General features: G+C 72.8%; 18 protein-coding genes and 1 pseudogene. 10 read left to right on the forward strand and 9 right to left on the reverse strand.

The annotated features are described in order from the left end of the window. Positions 1 to 878: 878 nt before the first annotated feature. Positions 879 to 1,442 carry a hypothetical protein gene (locus ACTWLT_RS31220; protein WP_445321450.1) on the forward strand — a complete coding sequence of 188 codons (564 nt, stop codon included), beginning with the start codon at positions 879 to 881 and terminating at the stop codon, positions 1,440 to 1,442. Between the two features lie 92 nt (positions 1,443 to 1,534). Here the strand turns inward: ACTWLT_RS31220 and ACTWLT_RS31225 are convergent, their stop codons facing one another. Beyond that, positions 1,535 to 2,371: an undecaprenyl-diphosphate phosphatase gene (locus ACTWLT_RS31225; protein WP_445321451.1), complete on the reverse strand. Its 837-nt coding sequence runs from the start codon at positions 2,369 to 2,371 to the stop codon at positions 1,535 to 1,537. Next, positions 2,368 to 3,420, reverse strand: coding sequence for an LLM class F420-dependent oxidoreductase (locus ACTWLT_RS31230; protein ID WP_445321452.1), 1,053 nt, complete (start codon positions 3,418 to 3,420; stop codon positions 2,368 to 2,370). The genes ACTWLT_RS31225 and ACTWLT_RS31230 overlap by 4 nt, the downstream gene beginning before the upstream one ends. Positions 3,421 to 3,607: 187 nt before the next feature. Between ACTWLT_RS31230 and ACTWLT_RS31235 the strand changes: the two genes are divergently transcribed. Then, the gene (locus ACTWLT_RS31235) at positions 3,608 to 4,579 is read left to right on the forward strand and encodes an aldo/keto reductase (RefSeq protein WP_252414778.1); all 972 of its coding nucleotides are present in this window, start codon (positions 3,608 to 3,610) and stop codon (positions 4,577 to 4,579) included. An 18-nt stretch (positions 4,580 to 4,597) separates the two neighbouring features. Here ACTWLT_RS31235 and ACTWLT_RS31240 read toward each other — a convergent pair whose 3' ends face one another. Together ACTWLT_RS31240 and ACTWLT_RS31245 are read right to left on the reverse strand one after the other, a co-directional pair. Further along, positions 4,598 to 5,515, reverse strand: a complete 918-nt coding sequence (locus ACTWLT_RS31240; protein WP_445321453.1) for a hypothetical protein — start codon at positions 5,513 to 5,515, stop codon at positions 4,598 to 4,600. 20 nt (positions 5,516 to 5,535) lie between these two features. Continuing rightward, positions 5,536 to 5,754, reverse strand: a complete 219-nt coding sequence (locus ACTWLT_RS31245) for a hypothetical protein (protein ID WP_445321454.1) — start codon at positions 5,752 to 5,754, stop codon at positions 5,536 to 5,538. Between the two features lie 20 nt (positions 5,755 to 5,774). On the opposite strand from ACTWLT_RS31245, the pseudogene ACTWLT_RS31250 reads away from it, so the two are divergent. Both ACTWLT_RS31250 and ACTWLT_RS31255 read left to right on the forward strand, forming a co-directional pair. Then, positions 5,775 to 5,987: pseudogene (locus ACTWLT_RS31250) on the forward strand (SseB family protein); the annotation flags it as partial. 122 nt (positions 5,988 to 6,109) lie between these two features. Then, positions 6,110 to 6,301: a DUF5703 family protein gene (locus ACTWLT_RS31255; protein ID WP_252414786.1), complete on the forward strand. Its 192-nt coding sequence runs from the start codon at positions 6,110 to 6,112 to the stop codon at positions 6,299 to 6,301. 88 nt (positions 6,302 to 6,389) lie between these two features. Here the strand turns inward: ACTWLT_RS31255 and ACTWLT_RS31260 are convergent, their stop codons facing one another. Together ACTWLT_RS31260 and ACTWLT_RS31265 are read right to left on the reverse strand one after the other, a co-directional pair. After that, a complete protein-coding gene (locus ACTWLT_RS31260; RefSeq protein WP_252415073.1) occupies positions 6,390 to 7,052 on the reverse strand; it encodes a hypothetical protein in 663 nt (220 codons plus the stop codon). 58 nt (positions 7,053 to 7,110) lie between these two features. Further along, on the reverse strand, positions 7,111 to 8,439 hold the full coding sequence (locus tag ACTWLT_RS31265; RefSeq protein WP_445321455.1) for a M20/M25/M40 family metallo-hydrolase: 1,329 nt from the start codon (positions 8,437 to 8,439) through the stop codon (positions 7,111 to 7,113). A gap of 196 nt (positions 8,440 to 8,635) precedes the next feature. Between ACTWLT_RS31265 and ACTWLT_RS31270 the strand changes: the two genes are divergently transcribed. From ACTWLT_RS31270 to ACTWLT_RS31280, 3 genes are all read left to right on the forward strand, one after another. Then, entirely contained in the window at positions 8,636 to 9,238 is a 603-nt protein-coding gene (locus ACTWLT_RS31270; protein ID WP_445321456.1) for a hemerythrin domain-containing protein, read from the forward strand. 85 nt (positions 9,239 to 9,323) lie between these two features. Then, positions 9,324 to 10,295, forward strand: coding sequence for a LysR family transcriptional regulator (locus ACTWLT_RS31275; protein ID WP_445321457.1), 972 nt, complete (start codon positions 9,324 to 9,326; stop codon positions 10,293 to 10,295). Positions 10,296 to 10,353: 58 nt separating this feature from the next. Further along, positions 10,354 to 10,599, forward strand: coding sequence for a hypothetical protein (locus ACTWLT_RS31280; RefSeq protein WP_252414806.1), 246 nt, complete (start codon positions 10,354 to 10,356; stop codon positions 10,597 to 10,599). Positions 10,600 to 10,650: 51 nt separating this feature from the next. On the opposite strand, the gene ACTWLT_RS31285 is transcribed toward ACTWLT_RS31280, so the two are convergent. Genes ACTWLT_RS31285 through ACTWLT_RS31295 form a run of 3 tightly spaced genes read right to left on the reverse strand, consistent with a single transcriptional unit; the run spans position 10,651 to position 13,765 of the window. Next, complete coding sequence (locus tag ACTWLT_RS31285; protein WP_252414808.1) at positions 10,651 to 11,001, reverse strand: DUF3140 domain-containing protein; 351 nt, start codon at positions 10,999 to 11,001, stop codon at positions 10,651 to 10,653. Further along, complete coding sequence (locus ACTWLT_RS31290; protein ID WP_252414810.1) at positions 11,001 to 11,165, reverse strand: hypothetical protein; 165 nt, start codon at positions 11,163 to 11,165, stop codon at positions 11,001 to 11,003. Before ACTWLT_RS31290 ends, ACTWLT_RS31285 begins: the two co-directional genes overlap by 1 nt. Before the next feature lie 44 nt (positions 11,166 to 11,209). Continuing rightward, positions 11,210 to 13,765: an ATP-dependent Clp protease ATP-binding subunit gene (locus tag ACTWLT_RS31295; protein ID WP_445321458.1), complete on the reverse strand. Its 2,556-nt coding sequence runs from the start codon at positions 13,763 to 13,765 to the stop codon at positions 11,210 to 11,212. 137 nt (positions 13,766 to 13,902) lie between these two features. On the opposite strand from ACTWLT_RS31295, the gene ACTWLT_RS31300 reads away from it, so the two are divergent. The 3 genes from ACTWLT_RS31300 to ACTWLT_RS31310 all read left to right on the forward strand — a co-directional run. Continuing rightward, positions 13,903 to 14,295: a PIN domain-containing protein gene (locus tag ACTWLT_RS31300; protein WP_445321459.1), complete on the forward strand. Its 393-nt coding sequence runs from the start codon at positions 13,903 to 13,905 to the stop codon at positions 14,293 to 14,295. Positions 14,296 to 14,447: 152 nt separating this feature from the next. Beyond that, the gene (locus ACTWLT_RS31305; protein ID WP_130400840.1) at positions 14,448 to 14,708 is read left to right on the forward strand and encodes a hypothetical protein; all 261 of its coding nucleotides are present in this window, start codon (positions 14,448 to 14,450) and stop codon (positions 14,706 to 14,708) included. Positions 14,709 to 14,714: 6 nt separating this feature from the next. Next, the coding region (locus ACTWLT_RS31310; protein ID WP_445321460.1) for a hypothetical protein at positions 14,715 to 15,562 on the forward strand (848 nt) is incomplete at its 3' end.

The raw sequence follows: 15,562 nt of genomic DNA on the forward strand, positions 1-15,562 counted from the left end.
GGCGGGCCCCACCCCGTCGGTGATCGCCGTCCGTCCCGGCGCGGCAAGCTCACCCCGCACTACCCGTCCTGGCGTACGCGCCGAGACGCGGCACCTCCGTGCTTCGTCGGTGGTCCCCGTCCGTCCTGACACCTGCGCTCGGATGGTCAGGCCGCACCGGGAGGCGGTCGCTGTCATGGCGGTGATACCTGTGAGGCATATATATGCCTGTGAGGTATCGCCGGTCGTGTCGGGACCTGCCCCGCTGACCCCTCTGGGGTGATCGACTCGGTGTCGGTGATGTCGCGGTGTCCCCGGGGTCAGGATGCCCCGATGTCAGGGATACCGAGTCGATCACCACCGCAGGGAGCCGCTGTGACGCCGGAACGGTCGGGCGACCCGATTCCGACGGTGCCTGTTGTCCGGTTCATGTCGCGTTGACCTGTGACCCGGTGCATCCGCGCGCCGGAATGGGGGCCGGCCGGGGGTGGTTACATACCCTGACGATCGCAGCACCACGGCCCGCCGCCCCGACCCCCGGGTTGGAATGCCAGGCCACAGCCGATCGTTACAGATCCCCTGAACGACCGCACCAGCACCGCACGACACGGTGCCAGCGGACGGGCCACCCCCGGAATGACCGCGGCCCGGCGGTCGTTACACATCCCCTGAACGACCGCACCAGCACCGCACCACAGGGTGCCAGCGGACGGGCCACCCCCGGAATGACCCCGGCCCGGCGGTCGTTACACACAGACCCGGCGCCACGAGCCCCCCGCCCGTGAGCCGCCGAAATGACTTTTCCCCCGTGTTTGAGAAGCGCCGGACGAGGTGCTTGCACCCGCGTGTCGTTCCCCCGAGCGGCTGCGGGTGTCTACCCCCGTGAAGGAGCTACCCCCATGAACACGATCATCCGTAAGAGCATGCTGTCCGTTGCTGGTCTCGCGTTCGCCGGTGGTGTGTTCGCCGGTCCCATCGCCGCCCACGCCAACGCCCCGGTTGAGGGCAAGCCGGTCGCGGTTGCCGTGCAGACCGCCAAGCCGAGCCCGCAGGGCGAGCAGTCCCGGATCGACCTGAACGACGAGCAGACCGCCAACGTGAAGGCGATCATCGCCGCGACGAAGAAGGCGGGCCTGCCGGAGCGGGCCGCGGTCATCTCGATCGCGACGAGCCTGCAGGAGTCGAAGCTGGAGAACCTGGGCCACCTCGGCGACCGCAATGACCACGACTCGCTGGGCCTGTTCCAGCAGCGACCGAGCTCGGGTTGGGGCACCCCGGAGCAGATCACCGACCCCGACTACTCGACCACCGCGTTCCTGAAGGGTTTGAAGCAGGTCGACGGGTGGCAGGACATGCCACTGACCGACGCCGCGCAGACCGTGCAGGTGTCGGCCTACCCGGACGCCTACGCCCAGTGGGAGCAGCAGGCCACCGACCTCGTCGCCCAGCACTGGAACAGCTGACCCACAGAGAGCAACCTGACCGCTGGCCGGCACCCGACACGGGTGCCGGCCAGCGGCATGTGGTGGTGCGGGCGGTCGACGGATCGGCCGGATCAGGTGGCCTCGATGGCGCCCGTCATCAGCAGGGCGAGGACCAGGGTGCCCAGCGCGACCCGGTACAGCACGAAGACGTACAGGGTGTGGTGGGCGACGTAGCGCAGCAGCCAGGCGATGGCCGCGTAACCGATACCGAAGGCGATCACCGTCGCCACGATCATCTGGGCCACGGACGGCACGGACGTGCCCGGGGCGGACGGCTCGAAGACGTCCCCGAGGCTGAACACACCGGACATCACCACCGCCGGAATGGCCAGCAGGAACGAGTACCGCGCCGCCGCCTCCCGGGTCAGGTTGAGCAGCAACCCCGCCGTCAGCGTGCCCCCGGAGCGGGACACCCCGGGAATCAGCGCCATCGCCTGGGCGAAGCCCATGACGACGCCGTCCTTCATCCGGAAGTTCTCCAGGGTGCGGGTCTGCCGCCCCCAGTACTCTGCGAACGCCAGCACGAACGCGAACACGATCAGGGTGGTCGCCACCACCCACAGGTTGCGCCCGGCGGTCTTGATCTGGTCCTTGAACACGAAACCGAACAGCCCGATCGGGATCGAGCCGACGATCACGTACCAGCCCATGCGGTAGTCGAGGCTGGAGCGGACCGACTTGTCCCTGATCCCGACCAGCCACGTCCGGGTGATGCGCCAGATGTCCTTGGCGAAGTAGATCAGCACGGCCGCCTCGGTGCCGAGCTGGGTGACCGCCGTGAACGACGCGCCGGCGTCACGGTCGAAGAAGATCGCCGAGGTGATCCGCAGATGCCCCGACGAGCTGACCGGTAGGAACTCCGTCAGGCCCTGGACGATGCCCAGGACGATGGCCTCGACCCAGGTCACTCGCCGACTCCCGAGAGGTCCAGCGCCTCGGCGACGGTACGCAGGGTCTGCACGCCGCTGTCCCGGTCGGCCACGAACAGGCTCACCGACAGCGTGGTGACGCCCGCGGCGGCGTACTCCCGCATCCGCTCGGCGATGCGCTCCTTCGGGCCGAGCAGCGAGGTGCGGTCGATGAACTCCATCGGCACCGCGGCGGCGGCGTCGCGCTGCCGCTTGGCCAGGTACAGGTCCTGCACCTCGCGGGCGGCGTCGCCGTAGCCCATCCGGGTGGCGAGCTGGTTGTAGAAGTTCTGCTGCCGGCTGCCCATCCCGCCGACGTAGAGCGCGGCGTACCAGCGGACCAGTTCGGCGCAGGACGCGACGTCGTCGCCGATGACCACCGGCACCGAGGGCACCACGTCGAAGCCGGCCAGTTCCTTGCCGACCTTGGCCCGTCCGGCACTGACCGACGCGAGCTGCTCGTCGGCGAACTCCGGGGCGTAGAACACGGCCAGCCAGCCGTCGGCGATCTCGCCGGCCAGCTCCAGGTTCTTCGGGCCGACCGCGGCGAGGTAGATCGGGATGTGCTCGCGGGGTGGGTGGAAGCCCAGCCGCAGCGCCTTGCCGGGCCCGTCCGGCAGCGGCAGTGTGTAGTGCTCGCCGTCGTACGCCACCTCCTTGCGGGCGATGGCCAGCTTGACGATGTCCACGAACTCCCGGGTCCGCGCGAGCGGCTTGGCAAAACGCACCCCGTGCCAGCCCTCGGAGACCTGCGGGCCGGAGACGCCCAGGCCGAGCCGGAACCGGCCGCCGGACAGCGCGTCGATGGTGGCCGCCGTCATCGCGGTGGCGGCCGGCGTACGGGCGGGGATCTGCATCACCGCGGCGCCCACGTCGATCCGTTCGGTCTGGCCGGCCATCCAGGCGAGCATGCTGGGCGAGTCGGAGCCGTAGGCCTCCGCAGCCCACACCACCGAGTAGCCGAGCCGGTCCGCTTCCTGGGCCAGCGCCAGGTGGTCTGCTGGCGTGCTCCACGCCGTCTGGTATCCGAGGCTGAGCCCGAGTCGCACTGGTCCTCCCCCATCCGTGGCACAGGTCGCACCAGGTTACGCAATGCCGATAACTGCCTCGATCACCGGCTCGGCACCAATGATCCCCCGTCCGTTGCGGTACCCGGCGACGGCGGAACCGGCAGAACCGGCAGAGATGACGGGAGCGAGGATATCGGTGGCGGCAGGTTCGAAATAAGGTTCACCCATGCAACAGCGACCGCTCGGCCGAAGCGGGCTGGCGGTTTCGCGGCTCGCGCTCGGCACCATGACCTGGGGCCGGGACACCGACGCCGACGATGCGGCCGCCCAGCTGAAGAGTTACCTGGACGCGGGTGGCAACCTGATCGACACCGCCGACGTGTACGGCGACGGGGACGCCGAGTCGGTGATCGGCTCCCTGCTGGGCACGCTCGTTCCCCGCGACGACCTGCTGATCGCCACGAAGGCGGGGCTGCGCCCGGGCAGTGGCCGGCGCCGCGACGGCTCCCGGGGGCACCTGCTGCGCACGCTGGACGCGTCGCTGCGCCGGCTCGGCACCGACCACGTCGACCTGTTCCAGGTGCACGGGTACGACCCGGACACCCCGCTGGAGGAGACCCTGGCGGCGTTGGACCACGCGGTGTCCAGCGGCAAGGTCCGCTACGTCGGGGTGTCGAACTTCTCCGGCTGGCAGACCGCGCGGGCCGCCGCCTGGCAGACCGCGTGGCCGGGTCGGGCGCCGGTGGTCGCCGCCCAGGTGGAGTACTCGCTGCTGGAGCGGGGCGTGGAGCGGGAGGTGCTGCCCGCGTGCGACGCGCTCGGCCTCGGCGTGCTGCCCTGGTCGCCGCTGGGTCGGGGGGTGCTCACCGGCAAGTACCGGCACGGGCGGCCGGCCGACTCCCGGGCCGCCTCGCCGCACTTCGAGCGGTTCGTCGCCACGTATCTGGAGCCGCGCTGCTCCAGCATCGTCGAGGCGGTGGCGACGGCCGCCGGCGGGCTGGGCGTGTCGCCGCTGGAGGTGGCGCTGGCCTGGATCCGCGACCGGCCGGGAGTGACCGCGCCGATCCTCGGCGCGCGGACGGTCGGGCAACTGCTCGGTGCGCTCCAGGTCGAGCGGATCACGCTGCCCGAGGAGATCACCACCGCCCTGGACGATGTCTCGTCGGTGCCGGTCGGCTACCCGGAGCGCGACAGCTAGCGGCCACCCCGGCCCGGCTCAGATCTGCGGCCGCTGGCCCGGAACGTCGCGGACGGCGGCGAGGAAACGCGCCTGGTCGTCGCGGGTCGCCGGGTTGACGATCCGGATCCACGACCCGTCGTCGAAGCCGATGGTGGCCGGGAACTGCATCAGCCGGGCGGTGCCGTGGTCGCAGTCGATGCGGGTCACCCGGCGCAGGTCCACGCTCCACAGCACCCGGGGCTGCCGGCGGTCCGGCCGCCCCTCGTCCGGGCGGCGGCCCATCCGCAGCAGGTGCAGGTGCGTGTCGGTCACCGCCAGCGGCGTGCCGGTGTAGCGCTCCAGGAAGAGCAGCAGGCTGCCGGCGAGAGTGGCCAGGTCGCCGCTGAAGACGTACCGCCGGCGGTAGGCGATCTCGGCGAGCTGGTCGGCCAGCGGCCGGAACTGGCTCAACCGGAACAGCGCCCGGAATGCCTCCTGCTCCGGGGTCAACGGCAGCGGCTGTCGGGGCTCGGCGCCCTGGCGTGGCGCCGGCAGGCCGATCTCCTCCTCGGCCGTGTCGGCGACCCCGCCCGCCAGCGCGGCGGCCTTGCCGGGGAGCAGCAGGACACCCGCGGCGATCCGCACCGGTGCCAGCACGGCGTCCACCCAGACCACCGGATTGACGATGTTGAGCAGCCCGAACAGCGCGCGGGGCTCCAGCGACTCGGCAACCGCCTCGCCCATGGTGTCGGCGAACTGGCTGCCCACCCGATGCAGCTCGTGCGCCCGCACCGGCGCCAACCCGACGTAGCGGACCTCCTGGTCGGGCAGCAGCGGCGCGACGAGGGCCCGCTCGGGTTCGTCGCTGGTGCGGAACTCGTCGCGCAGCTCGCGGGCCTTGTCGCGGGCGGCTCGCGCGCCACCGAGCACCGCGTCGGTGAACCGGCCGAGCCGACCCCGCTCCCCTGACGTCACGCGTCACCTCCTCGACCGGCCTAGCGGCCCGCCGGCTGGCCCGTGGGCGGCTGCCCGAAGACATTCTGGTCGACCCAGTCGGCGCCGCCCTGCACCGCCTGGTCGATCTGGTCGCCGACCTGCTCACTGCCGGGGACGGAGAGGCCGGTGGTGAGCGCGACGGTCCCCCAGGTGACGCCGTGCACCACCGAGTTCGGCACGTTCCACGGCAGGTTCGTCGCCCAGTCCCCGGCGATCACCCGGGCGCCGCGCGACCGGCGCGCCGCTGCTGCCGGTCTTCACCTCCCCCCAGGCCCTCGCCGCGTCCGCCGGGGACGGTGTGCCGTTCGTCGCGCTGCCCTGCGCCGAACTGCTAAAGGACTGGCCGGACGAGTCCTGGGGGCTGGCGGTGAACGCGGGCAGCGCCGGGGCGGTCACCCCGGCCGCGCCGGCGCTCGCCGAGCTGCTCAGGGTCAACGCCCCGACCGGATAGCGCCCCGTACGGAGCGGAGACCACGCGGCGGCGCCCAGGGCGACACGAACCGCCCACGGGAGCGGTGCCGGTCACCCCGCAGGGGGTGGCGAACGGCCGCTGGGCTGGGCAGCATGGATGGCATGGACTACGAATACGCGCCGCTGCGGTTGCCGCCGAACGTCGACCGGTTGACCGCCGCGGCGCAGCTGGCGATCCAGGCGGAGTTCTCCGGATGGGAGTTGGCCCGGGTGCGGTTGTTCCGGGACGGCACCCGGCAGGTGGTGCTACGCCGGCGGCGGGTCAACCACCCGCAGCCGGGCCTGTCGTACTGAGGGCCACCGGACCGAGCCGGCGACCGGCCGGCCGACGGCACGCGCCCGGGCCCGATCGGCACTCGATCGGCCCCGGGCGTCGTCGTCGCTAGTGCTGGTGCCCGGCGTGGTCGTGGTCGTCGTCGAGCTCCAGGAACGGGTGCTCGTCGAGCCGGCCGACCAGCCGGTCGTCGGCCGCCGGCTGGAACGGGCCGGCCGGGTCGTCGTCGTCGAACGACTCCAGGTCGACCGGGGTGCCCACCTCGCTGACCATCACCACCCCGTCGAGCGGCTCCAGCTCGGGGACGTCCAGCGCGCCGAGCGAGCCGTCGCCGCTCTGCAGCAGCTCCAGCACCGCCTCGCCGACCCCCTCCACGGGTGCCGGCTCGTCGTCTTCCGGGGTGCCCTCGCGGCGGGCGACCTCGGCCACCCGCAGCAGCGCGGACACGCTCGGCACCCGGTAGTCGCGGCGCTGGCGTACCGAGATCACCCGCGGGTGCGGGTCGCTGGCCTCGGCCCCCTCGGCGCCGCCGAAGCGCTCGTCGGCCTCGTCCGGGTCGATCGAGTCGACGTCCCACGGCGTCACCTCACCGAAGGCGTCGAGCAGCTGCTCGTCGTAGGCGTAGGACGCGTTGTTCAACGCCACGTACGCCTGCCAGACGTCGTCGTCGTCGACGCGGCCCTGCGCGGCGCGTACGGCGGCCAGGTGGTGGCGGGCCGCTTCGATCACCCGCTCGAGAGCGGCGTCCAGCTCACCGTGCTGGTCGGTCATGTGGGGCAGTCCCTTCACGATGGGGAGGTTGCGCGTCGGCTGCAGCTGCCGGACGCGGCTAGCAGGTGCGGAGGAACCGGTCGAGCACCCGCACGCCGAACTGTAGTCCGTCCACCGGAACCCGCTCGTCGATGCCGTGGAACAACGCGGAGAAGTTCAGGTCGGCGGGCAGTTGCAAGGGCGCGAAACCGAAACAGCGGATGCCGAGCTGCGAGAACGCCTTCGCGTCCGTACCACCGGAGAGCATGTACGGAACCGGCCGTGCTCCCGGGTCCTCGGCTCGCAGGGCCGCGGACATGGCCTCGACCAGGTCGCCGTCGAAGGTGGTCTCCAGGGCCGGCTGCCGCTGGATGTACTCGATGGCGATGTCCGGGCCGACCAGCTCGCGCAGCTGCCGCTCCAGCAGCTCCGACTGGCCGGGCAGGCTGCGGCAGTCGATGGTGGCGGAGGCCCGGCCGGGGATGACGTTGTCCTTGTAGCCGGCGTTCAGGCGGGTCGGGTTGGCCGTGTTGCGGATGGTCGCGCCGATGATGTTGGCGATCGGGCCGAGCTTGGCGATCGCCGCCTCCGGGTCCTCCGGGTCCAGCTCGACGCCGAGCACGTCGGAGACCTCCTCCAGGAACGCCCGCACGGTGTCGGTGACGACCACCGGGAAGCGGTGCCGCCCGACCCGCGCCACCGCCTCGGCGAGCGCGGTGACGGCGTTGTCGTCGTGCACCATCGAGCCGTGCCCGGGGCGGCCCTTGGCGTGCAGCCGCAGCCAGTCCAGGCCCTTCTCGGCGGTCTCGATGAGGTAGAGCCGCTGACTGTCGTTGATCGAGTAGGAGAAGCCGCCGACCTCACCGATGGCCTCGGTGCAGCCGTCGAAGAGCTCCCGGTGGCGGTTGACGAGGAAGTGCGCGCCGTAGTCGCCGCCCGCCTCCTCGTCGGCGGTGTAGGCAAGCACGATGTCGCGCGGTGGCCGTACGCCGGTGCGCTGCCAGTGCCGCACCACGGCGAGCACCATCGCGTCGAAGTCCTTCATGTCGATGGCGCCGCGACCCCACAGGTAGCCGTCGCGCACCTCGCCGGAGAACGGGTGCACCGACCACTCGTCGGCGTCGGCGGGCACCACGTCCAGGTGCCCGTGCACCAGCAGGGCTCCCCTGCTCGGGTCGGTGCCGGGGATGCGGGCCACCACGTTCGCCCGACCCGGCGCGGACTCGTGCAGCACGGACTCGACGCCGACCTCGGCGAGCTTCTCCGCCACGTACTCGGCCGCGCGGCGCTCGCCGACGCTGGTGTCGTTGTCGCCGGTGTTGGTGGTGTCGATACGCAGCAGGTCGCGGCAGAGGTCCACGACCTCCGCGGTGAGGTCCGGTCGGGGTGAGGCGGCGTCGCTCGTCATCGCCTCTTCATACCAGCCCGACCGTGCCGGCGGGCGGGCGCACCGGCGGGCCGGCGGGCCCGTGCACCGGCACCGCGGACCGGGCATTCAGGGCGGCGGATCCCGGTGACTGTTTCGGCGGACGCGGGATCGGGTACCGCCGCCGACGACCGCACGACCCTGCCGGCGCTTCCGCCCGCCAGTCGAGGAGGGCACCATGTCCGCCGTTCCCCTGCCGCCACTGCCGCCCACGCCCGAGGAGGGCTACCGGCCCGGCGGGCGCAGCATCGCCGACATCGTGGACCGGGAGCACCAGCAGCTGCTGGAGTTGCTGACCCAGTTGGACGGGCCGGAGGCCACGCCGCAGGAGGGGCTGCCCGTGCTCACCGCCGCGCTGTCGCGGCACCTCTCCGCGGAGGAGCAGTACCTGCTCCCGGCGGTACGGGCCGCGCTGCCGGCCGCCGCCGAGCGGGTGGACGCCGAGATCGACGCCGACGCCGCGCTGCTGGCCGCCCTGAAGGGACTGACCGACGAGACGCTGACCGACGTCGTCGTGCGGGTCCGCCGGCACGTCGACGGCGTGGGTGCTCTCGTCGCCGAGCTGCGCGCGGTGGCCTCCGAGGAGGAGCTGATCCGGTTGGGCAACCGGCTGGAGATCGCCGAGGAGGCGGCGCCGACCCGGCCGCACCCGGGCACCCCGGCCACCCCGCCGTGGAACCGGATCGTCGAGCCGGCGGTGGGCGTGGTGGACAAGGTCCTCGACGCGGTGACCCGCCGGCCCACGTACCTGGCGGACCTGCCGGAGCCACCTCGCGGTTGAGGAGCGGCGACACCGGCTATGCATTCAATCTCACCGATCCGTCCGGACTCTTCCGCCGGCTGCGACGTGGTCCTACCGTCACCGTATGAACCTGGAGCTGCGACACCTGCGGGTGGTCTGCGCGATCGCGGAGACGGGGAGCGTGACCAAGGCGGCGTCGGCGCTCGGCCTGGCCCAGCCGGCGCTCACCGCCCAGCTCCAGCGGATCGAACGGACACTGGGCGGGCCACTGTTCGACCGGGACCGGCGCGGCGCGCGGCCCACCGCACTCGGTGAGCTGGTGCTGGCCCGGGCCCGCGTGCTGCTGCCGGCGATGAAGGGCCTGCAGGACGAGGCCGCCCGACTGGCCGGCGCCGGCGAGGTGCCCCGGTGGTACCGGTTCGGCGGGGTGAACAGCCCCATCCTGGGGCGGTTGGTGCACCGGCTGGCCGCCGAGCAACCGCCGGCACAGATCACCACCTACGCCTCCTGGTCGGTGGACGAGTTGGCGCAGCTGGTCGCCGGCGGCCGGCTGGACTTCGCGCTCACCGGGGTGTGCGGCGACGCCGTACCCTCGGCCGAGTTCGGGCTGAGCTGGCGGGAGGTGGCCGTCGACCCGGTGCTGGTGCTGCTGCCGGAGACCCACCCCCTCGCGGAACGCGACGAGGTGCGCCTGACGGACCTGCGTCACGAGCAGTGGGTGGCCGCGCCGGGCGACGGCTGCTTCGGCGACTGCTTCGCCGCCGCCTGCGCCCGCGCCGGCTTCACCCCTCGCAAGGTGTACGAGACCGACGTGCGCGGCTGCGTCGACCTGGTGGACGCCGGCGAGGCCGTGGCGCTCTGCCAGGCGACGTTCCGCCCGGTGGCGGGGCTGGTGACCCGGCGGCTGGCCGGGATACCGCTGCGCTGGCGGCTGCTGCTGGGCTGGCACCCGGACTCCCCCGCCGCGCAGGGGGCCGAGCTGGTGCTGGAGACGGCCAAGGCGGCGTACACCGACTCGCTGGTCCCCCATCCCGGCTACCTGGCCTGGCTGCTGCGCAACCCCGGGTTCGGCGTGCGCCAGCCCAGCGGGGTGTGACCCGGTAATGCCGGGCCGATGGCGGTGCGAACCGCCGTCGGCCGGGTATCTGGCGGACATGACCGATCTCTACCCGACCACCGGCGACCGGGAGCTGCTCAGCCAGGCCGCCGCCGCACACACCGCCGCCACCCGCGAGATGGAGGCGTTCCTGCGCCGGCTGCCGGAGGTGCCCGGCCCGGCCGACGTCGCCGAGTACGCCAATCTGCTCACCCGGGAGGAACGGACCCGCGGCGAGCGGGACGCTGCCGCGGACGGGGTCGGGCTGACCATCGGCAGCATGGAATCCGACCAGGGCCAGTAACTCGATGCGACGGTGCCGTCCCCCGGGGACGGCACCGTCGACGTGCCTCGCTCAGCGCTCGACGAGGGGATCGTGGCCCAGGTCGAGCAGCGAGTGCCGCCACTCGTCGTCGGCGTTGCCGCGCGGCGGCTTGGCGTCCATCAGCTCCCGGATCCGGTCGACCGCGTCCCGCATCACCTCGATGTCCTCCGGGGTGAGGTCGACCTTGCGCTTGGTCAGCACCTTGAGGATCTCCCGGCCCGGCTGGGGAAGGTCGAGGGTCGGATTCGACCCGAACGACTCCTCCCCCGAACCCCGGGTCAGCAGCCAGCTGCGCAGTTGCGCCGACGGGACGTTGACCTCGGCGTGGAAGTCCTCCCAGAGCACTTCCACCTCGGGGTCGAGCCGAGCCTCGCGTACCATCAGGTCTCCTCTCCGGGCGGCGGCCCGGACGTCTCCGGGTCGTCCTGGTCGGTCTTCGGGTGCAGACCCTCGGGCGGCACCCGTGTCCTCCTGGGGTTCGCGGTCGGCGGCGCCAGGATCGGGTCGGGATGGTCGTCCTCGTCGCGGGGTTCCGCGCCCTCCACGGGCTCGTGCGGTTCCTCGGGTTCCGGTCGTCGCGCCGCCCCGCTCATCGCGGGTGCGTGGTCGTGGCGGCGGTGTACCCCCGCTCGCCCGCGGTCACGTCGAAGGTGAGCTGGCCCTCACGGGCGTCCACGGTGACCTTCTGCCCGGGCGAGATCGCCGACTCCAGCAGCATCCGGGACAGGTGGTTGTCCACCTCCCGCTGGATCACCCGGCGCAGCGGGCGGGCGCCGAACTCCGGCTGGTAGCCGTGCTCGGCGAGCCAGTCGACGCCGGCGGTGGTGAACTCCACCTGGATGTCCTGGGCGTGCAGCCGGCGGCGGGTCTCCTCCAGCAGCAGGCCGGTGATCTGGCGCAGCTGCTCGGCCTCCAGCCGGCGGAAGATGATGACCTCGTCGATGCGGTTGAGGAACTCCGGGCGGAAGTTCTCCTGGAGGCGGCGCATGAGCCGCTCGCGCAGCTCGTTGCTCTCCTGCTCGCTGCCCACGTCCCCGGTGCCGAACCCGACCGAGCGTTGGGCGCCGGTGATCAGCTCGGAGCCGAGGTTGCTCGTCATGATCAGTACGGTGTTCTTGAAGTTCACCGTACGGCCCTGACTGTCGGTCAGCCGCCCGTCGTCGAGCACCTGGAGCAGGATGTTGAACACGTCGGGGTGGGCCTTCTCGATCTCGTCGAGCAGCACCACCGCGTACGGTCGGCGGCGTACGGCCTCGGTGAGCTGGCCGGCCTCCTCGTAGCCGACGTACCCGGGTGGGGCGCCGACGAGCCGGCTGACCGTGTGCCGCTCCTGGAACTCGCTCATGTCCACCCGGACCATCCGGTCCGCCTCGCCGAACAACGCCTCGGCCAGGGCGCGGGCCAGCTCGGTCTTGCCGACGCCGGTCGGGCCGAGGAAGAGGAAACTGCCCATCGGCCGCTCCGGATCGGCGAGCCCGGCACGGGAGCGGCGGACCGCCTCGGCGACCGCGGTGACGGCGTCGTCCTGGCCGACCACCTTTTCGTGCAGGTGCCCCTCCAGGCGCAGCAGCCGGTCGCGTTCCTCCTCGGTGAGCTGGCTGACGGGGATGCCGGTGGCCCGCGAGACCACCTCGGCGATCTCCTGCGGGCCCACCTCGGGCACCTGGGAGGAGAAGCCGTCGTCGCCGTTGGCGCGGCGGACCTGCTCCTCCAGCTCGGCGATCCGGTCGCGCAACGTCGAGGCCCGCTCGTACTGCTCGTCGGAGACGGCCTGTTCCTTGTCCCGGCGTACCTCGTCGAGCTGCTGCTCCAGCTCCCGCACGTCGGAGGCGGGGGTGCGGGTGCGCAGCCGGACCCGGGCGCCGGCCTGGTCGATGAGGTCGATGGCCTTGTCGGGCAGGAACCGGTCGGTGACGTACCGGTCGGAGAGCTCGGCGGCGGCGACCAGCGCCTCGTCGGTGAAGCGCACCTGGTGGTGCGCCTCGTACCGGTCGCGCAGCCCGCGCAGGATGGCGATGGTGTCGTCGACGCTCGGCTCGGGCACCAGCACCGGCTGGAAGCGCCGGGCCAGCGCGGCGTCCTTCTCGATGCTCTTGCGGTACTCGTCGAGCGTGGTCGCGCCGATCACCCGCAGCTCGCCACGGGCCAACGCGGGTTTGAGCATGTTGGACGCGTCCATCCCGCCCTCGCTGCCCGCGCCACCGGCCCCGACCAGCGTGTGGATCTCGTCCATGAAGATGATCAGCTCGTCCCGGTGCGCCCGGATCTCGTCGATCACCTTCTTGAGGCGTTCCTCGAAGTCGCCCCGGTAGCGGGTGCCGGCGACCAGACCGGCCAGGTCCAGCTGGACCACTCGCTTGCCGAGCAGGGTCTGCGGCACGTCGCCGTCGCAGATCCGCTCGGCCAGGCCCTCGACGATCGCGGTCTTGCCGACGCCGGCCTCACCGATCAGCACCGGGTTGTTCTTGGTCCGACGGGAGAGGATCTCCACGGCCTGCTCGATCTCGTCGGCGCGCCCGATCACCGGGTCGATCTGGTCGGCGCGGGCCAGGTCGGTGAGGTCCTGCCCGTACTGGTCCAGGGTCGGGGTGCCGCGGTCCGGCTTCGGGCCGTTCATCGGCCCACGCTCGGCGTTGGCGGCCTGCAACGACTCCGGCTGGATCCGGCCGGCGGCGAGCATCCGCCCGGCCGGCGACTCCGGGTTGAGCGGCAGCGCCATCAGGATGTGCTCGGGACCGATGTAGTTGGCGCCCATCGCCCGGGACAACTGGTGGGCGTCGAGCAGCGCGCGCTTGGCCGCCGGGGTCAACGACAGGTTGGGCGGCACCTCCCCGCGCGGCGCGCCGTCGCCCCGGCCTCCGAGCGCGTTGAGCAGGGTGTCCGGGTCGGCGCCGGCCCGGCGGACGAGGTCGCGCAGGGGCTCACGTTGCAGCGCCGCCCAGAGCAGATGGTCGGTGTCCAGGTCGCTGCTCTGCCGTTGCGCGGCCCGCCGGGCCGCGTCGGCGAGCATCTCCCGGGCGTCGGCCGTCATCAGCCGGGTGATGTCGACCCGGTGCGCAGGTCGGCGTCCTCCCTCACCCCGGCCGAAGTACCGGGCCAGGAACTCATCCCACGGGTCGGAGCCGAAGTCACCGGGTCCCATCATGTCTCCTCCGCAGTCGGGCGCGGCACGGTCGCCAGGGGCTACCCGGCGCTCGCCCCGACAAACGCCGCACCGGCGGCGGACGGGCGTTCCGGGAGTGGCAGCGGGACGGCGCCGGCCGGGGGTGGCAGGCTGGCGCCATGGATGAGACCCCGCTGCTGATCGTGGACGGCGCCAACGTGGTGGGCTCCCGCCCGAACGGCTGGTGGCGGGACCGGGCCGGGGCCGCCGCCCGGCTGCGTGACTCCCTGGCGCCGGTGGCCAGCACCGGGCTGCCGGCCCGGCTGCCCGCCCCGGTCGAGGTGGTGCTGGTGGTCGAGGGCGCGGCGCGGGACGTGCCGGGCACCGCGGGCGTCCGGGTGGTCTCCGCCGCCGGTTCCGGGGACGACGCGGTGGTCGACCTGGTGGAGGCGGCGCCGCAGCGCCGCCGGCTGGTGGTCACCGCCGACCGGGAGCTGCGCGACCGCGTCACCGCCCTGGGCGCCGAGGTGTACGGGCCACGGTGGCTGCGCGACGCGCGCGCCACAAACTGAGAAGCGCTCACACTGGGACTCCCACAGAACGGACTCCCGGCACTTCCGGCGCTCAATCGGACAGCCGGGCAGGAACACCGACAGGGCGGATGTTCTCCCACGGTCGCCGATAGGCTCTAATGGAGATCTCCCCGCCCCCAGGAGGTTCCGCCGTGGCGAGCGTCGCCGAGCTGAAGGCTGCCATCGATGTCGCCCTCCAACAGATCGGGGACGGGCAGACAGCCGTGCAGGCGGCCGGCGAGAAGCTGTCCGAGGCGCAGCAGACCCTGGCCGGCGCGCTGGAGGGCAGCGGACACGAGACGGTGGAGGCGGCCCAGGCGTCGCTGACGCAGGCCAGCCAGGAGCTGGAGGAGTGTCTCGCCGCGACACTGGTCGCGGTGGAGCAGGCGCAGCTCTACGTCGCCACCCTGTAGGCCGCCGTGTCCATCATCGAGGACGTCGGTGGGCAGGTCCGTGCCGCCACCGAGGAGTTTCCGGTGGCCCTGATCGGCCAGGCGCTGGAGAAGTTCGGCCTGGCGGCCGAGCGGCTGCGCTGGGTCCGGCAGGAGTCGGCCAACCCGATGGGCGTGCCGGAACTCTCCGCCGCCACCGAGCACGCCGAGAGCGCCAACTACGCGCTGCGGGTGGCGCAGGAGCAGCTGTCGGCGTATCTGACCGCGATCGGGCTGAGCGCGGACGGCGCACCGGCACCCCGTTCGCAGCCGCGCGAACCACGCCACGACACGCCTCCCGCGGAAGGGCCGACCGCGGTCGCGCCGGAGCCCGCCGAGCAGGTCCGGCTGCGCCGCTGGTGGTCGGTGCGGGTGGCGGAACTGACCGGGGGCCGCGACGGCGGCGCCGACGAGCCCGACGAGCGGCTGGACGACTCCCAGGAGTTGCTGCGCCGGGTGGTCCGCGGGGTGCGTGCCGGCGACCGGGAGCGGTTGCGTACCGAGCTGCGCCGCGCCCCGGCCGACGTGGGGCTGGGGATGGCGGCGCTGACGCCGCCGCTGCTCCGCGAGCTGGCCGGTGAGCTGCTGGGGCATCCGCCGCGCGCCAACGACCTCGGCCGGTTGCGCGGGGAGCTGGACGGGCGCGTCCGGGACCTGCTGCCCGGGCTGCCGGCGCCGGTGCTGGAGACACTGCTGACCCGGGTGTGCCGGATGCCGCCGCCACGCGCCTCCGGGGAGCCGCCGCACGCCGCGGACTCCGCGGTGACCGCGGGCGTGGCGACCGGTCTGCTGCTCGCCCGGCTCGGCCGGGACCTGCCCACCGCCGGCCCGCAGCC

This window comes from Micromonospora yongxingensis, assembly GCF_052601155.1.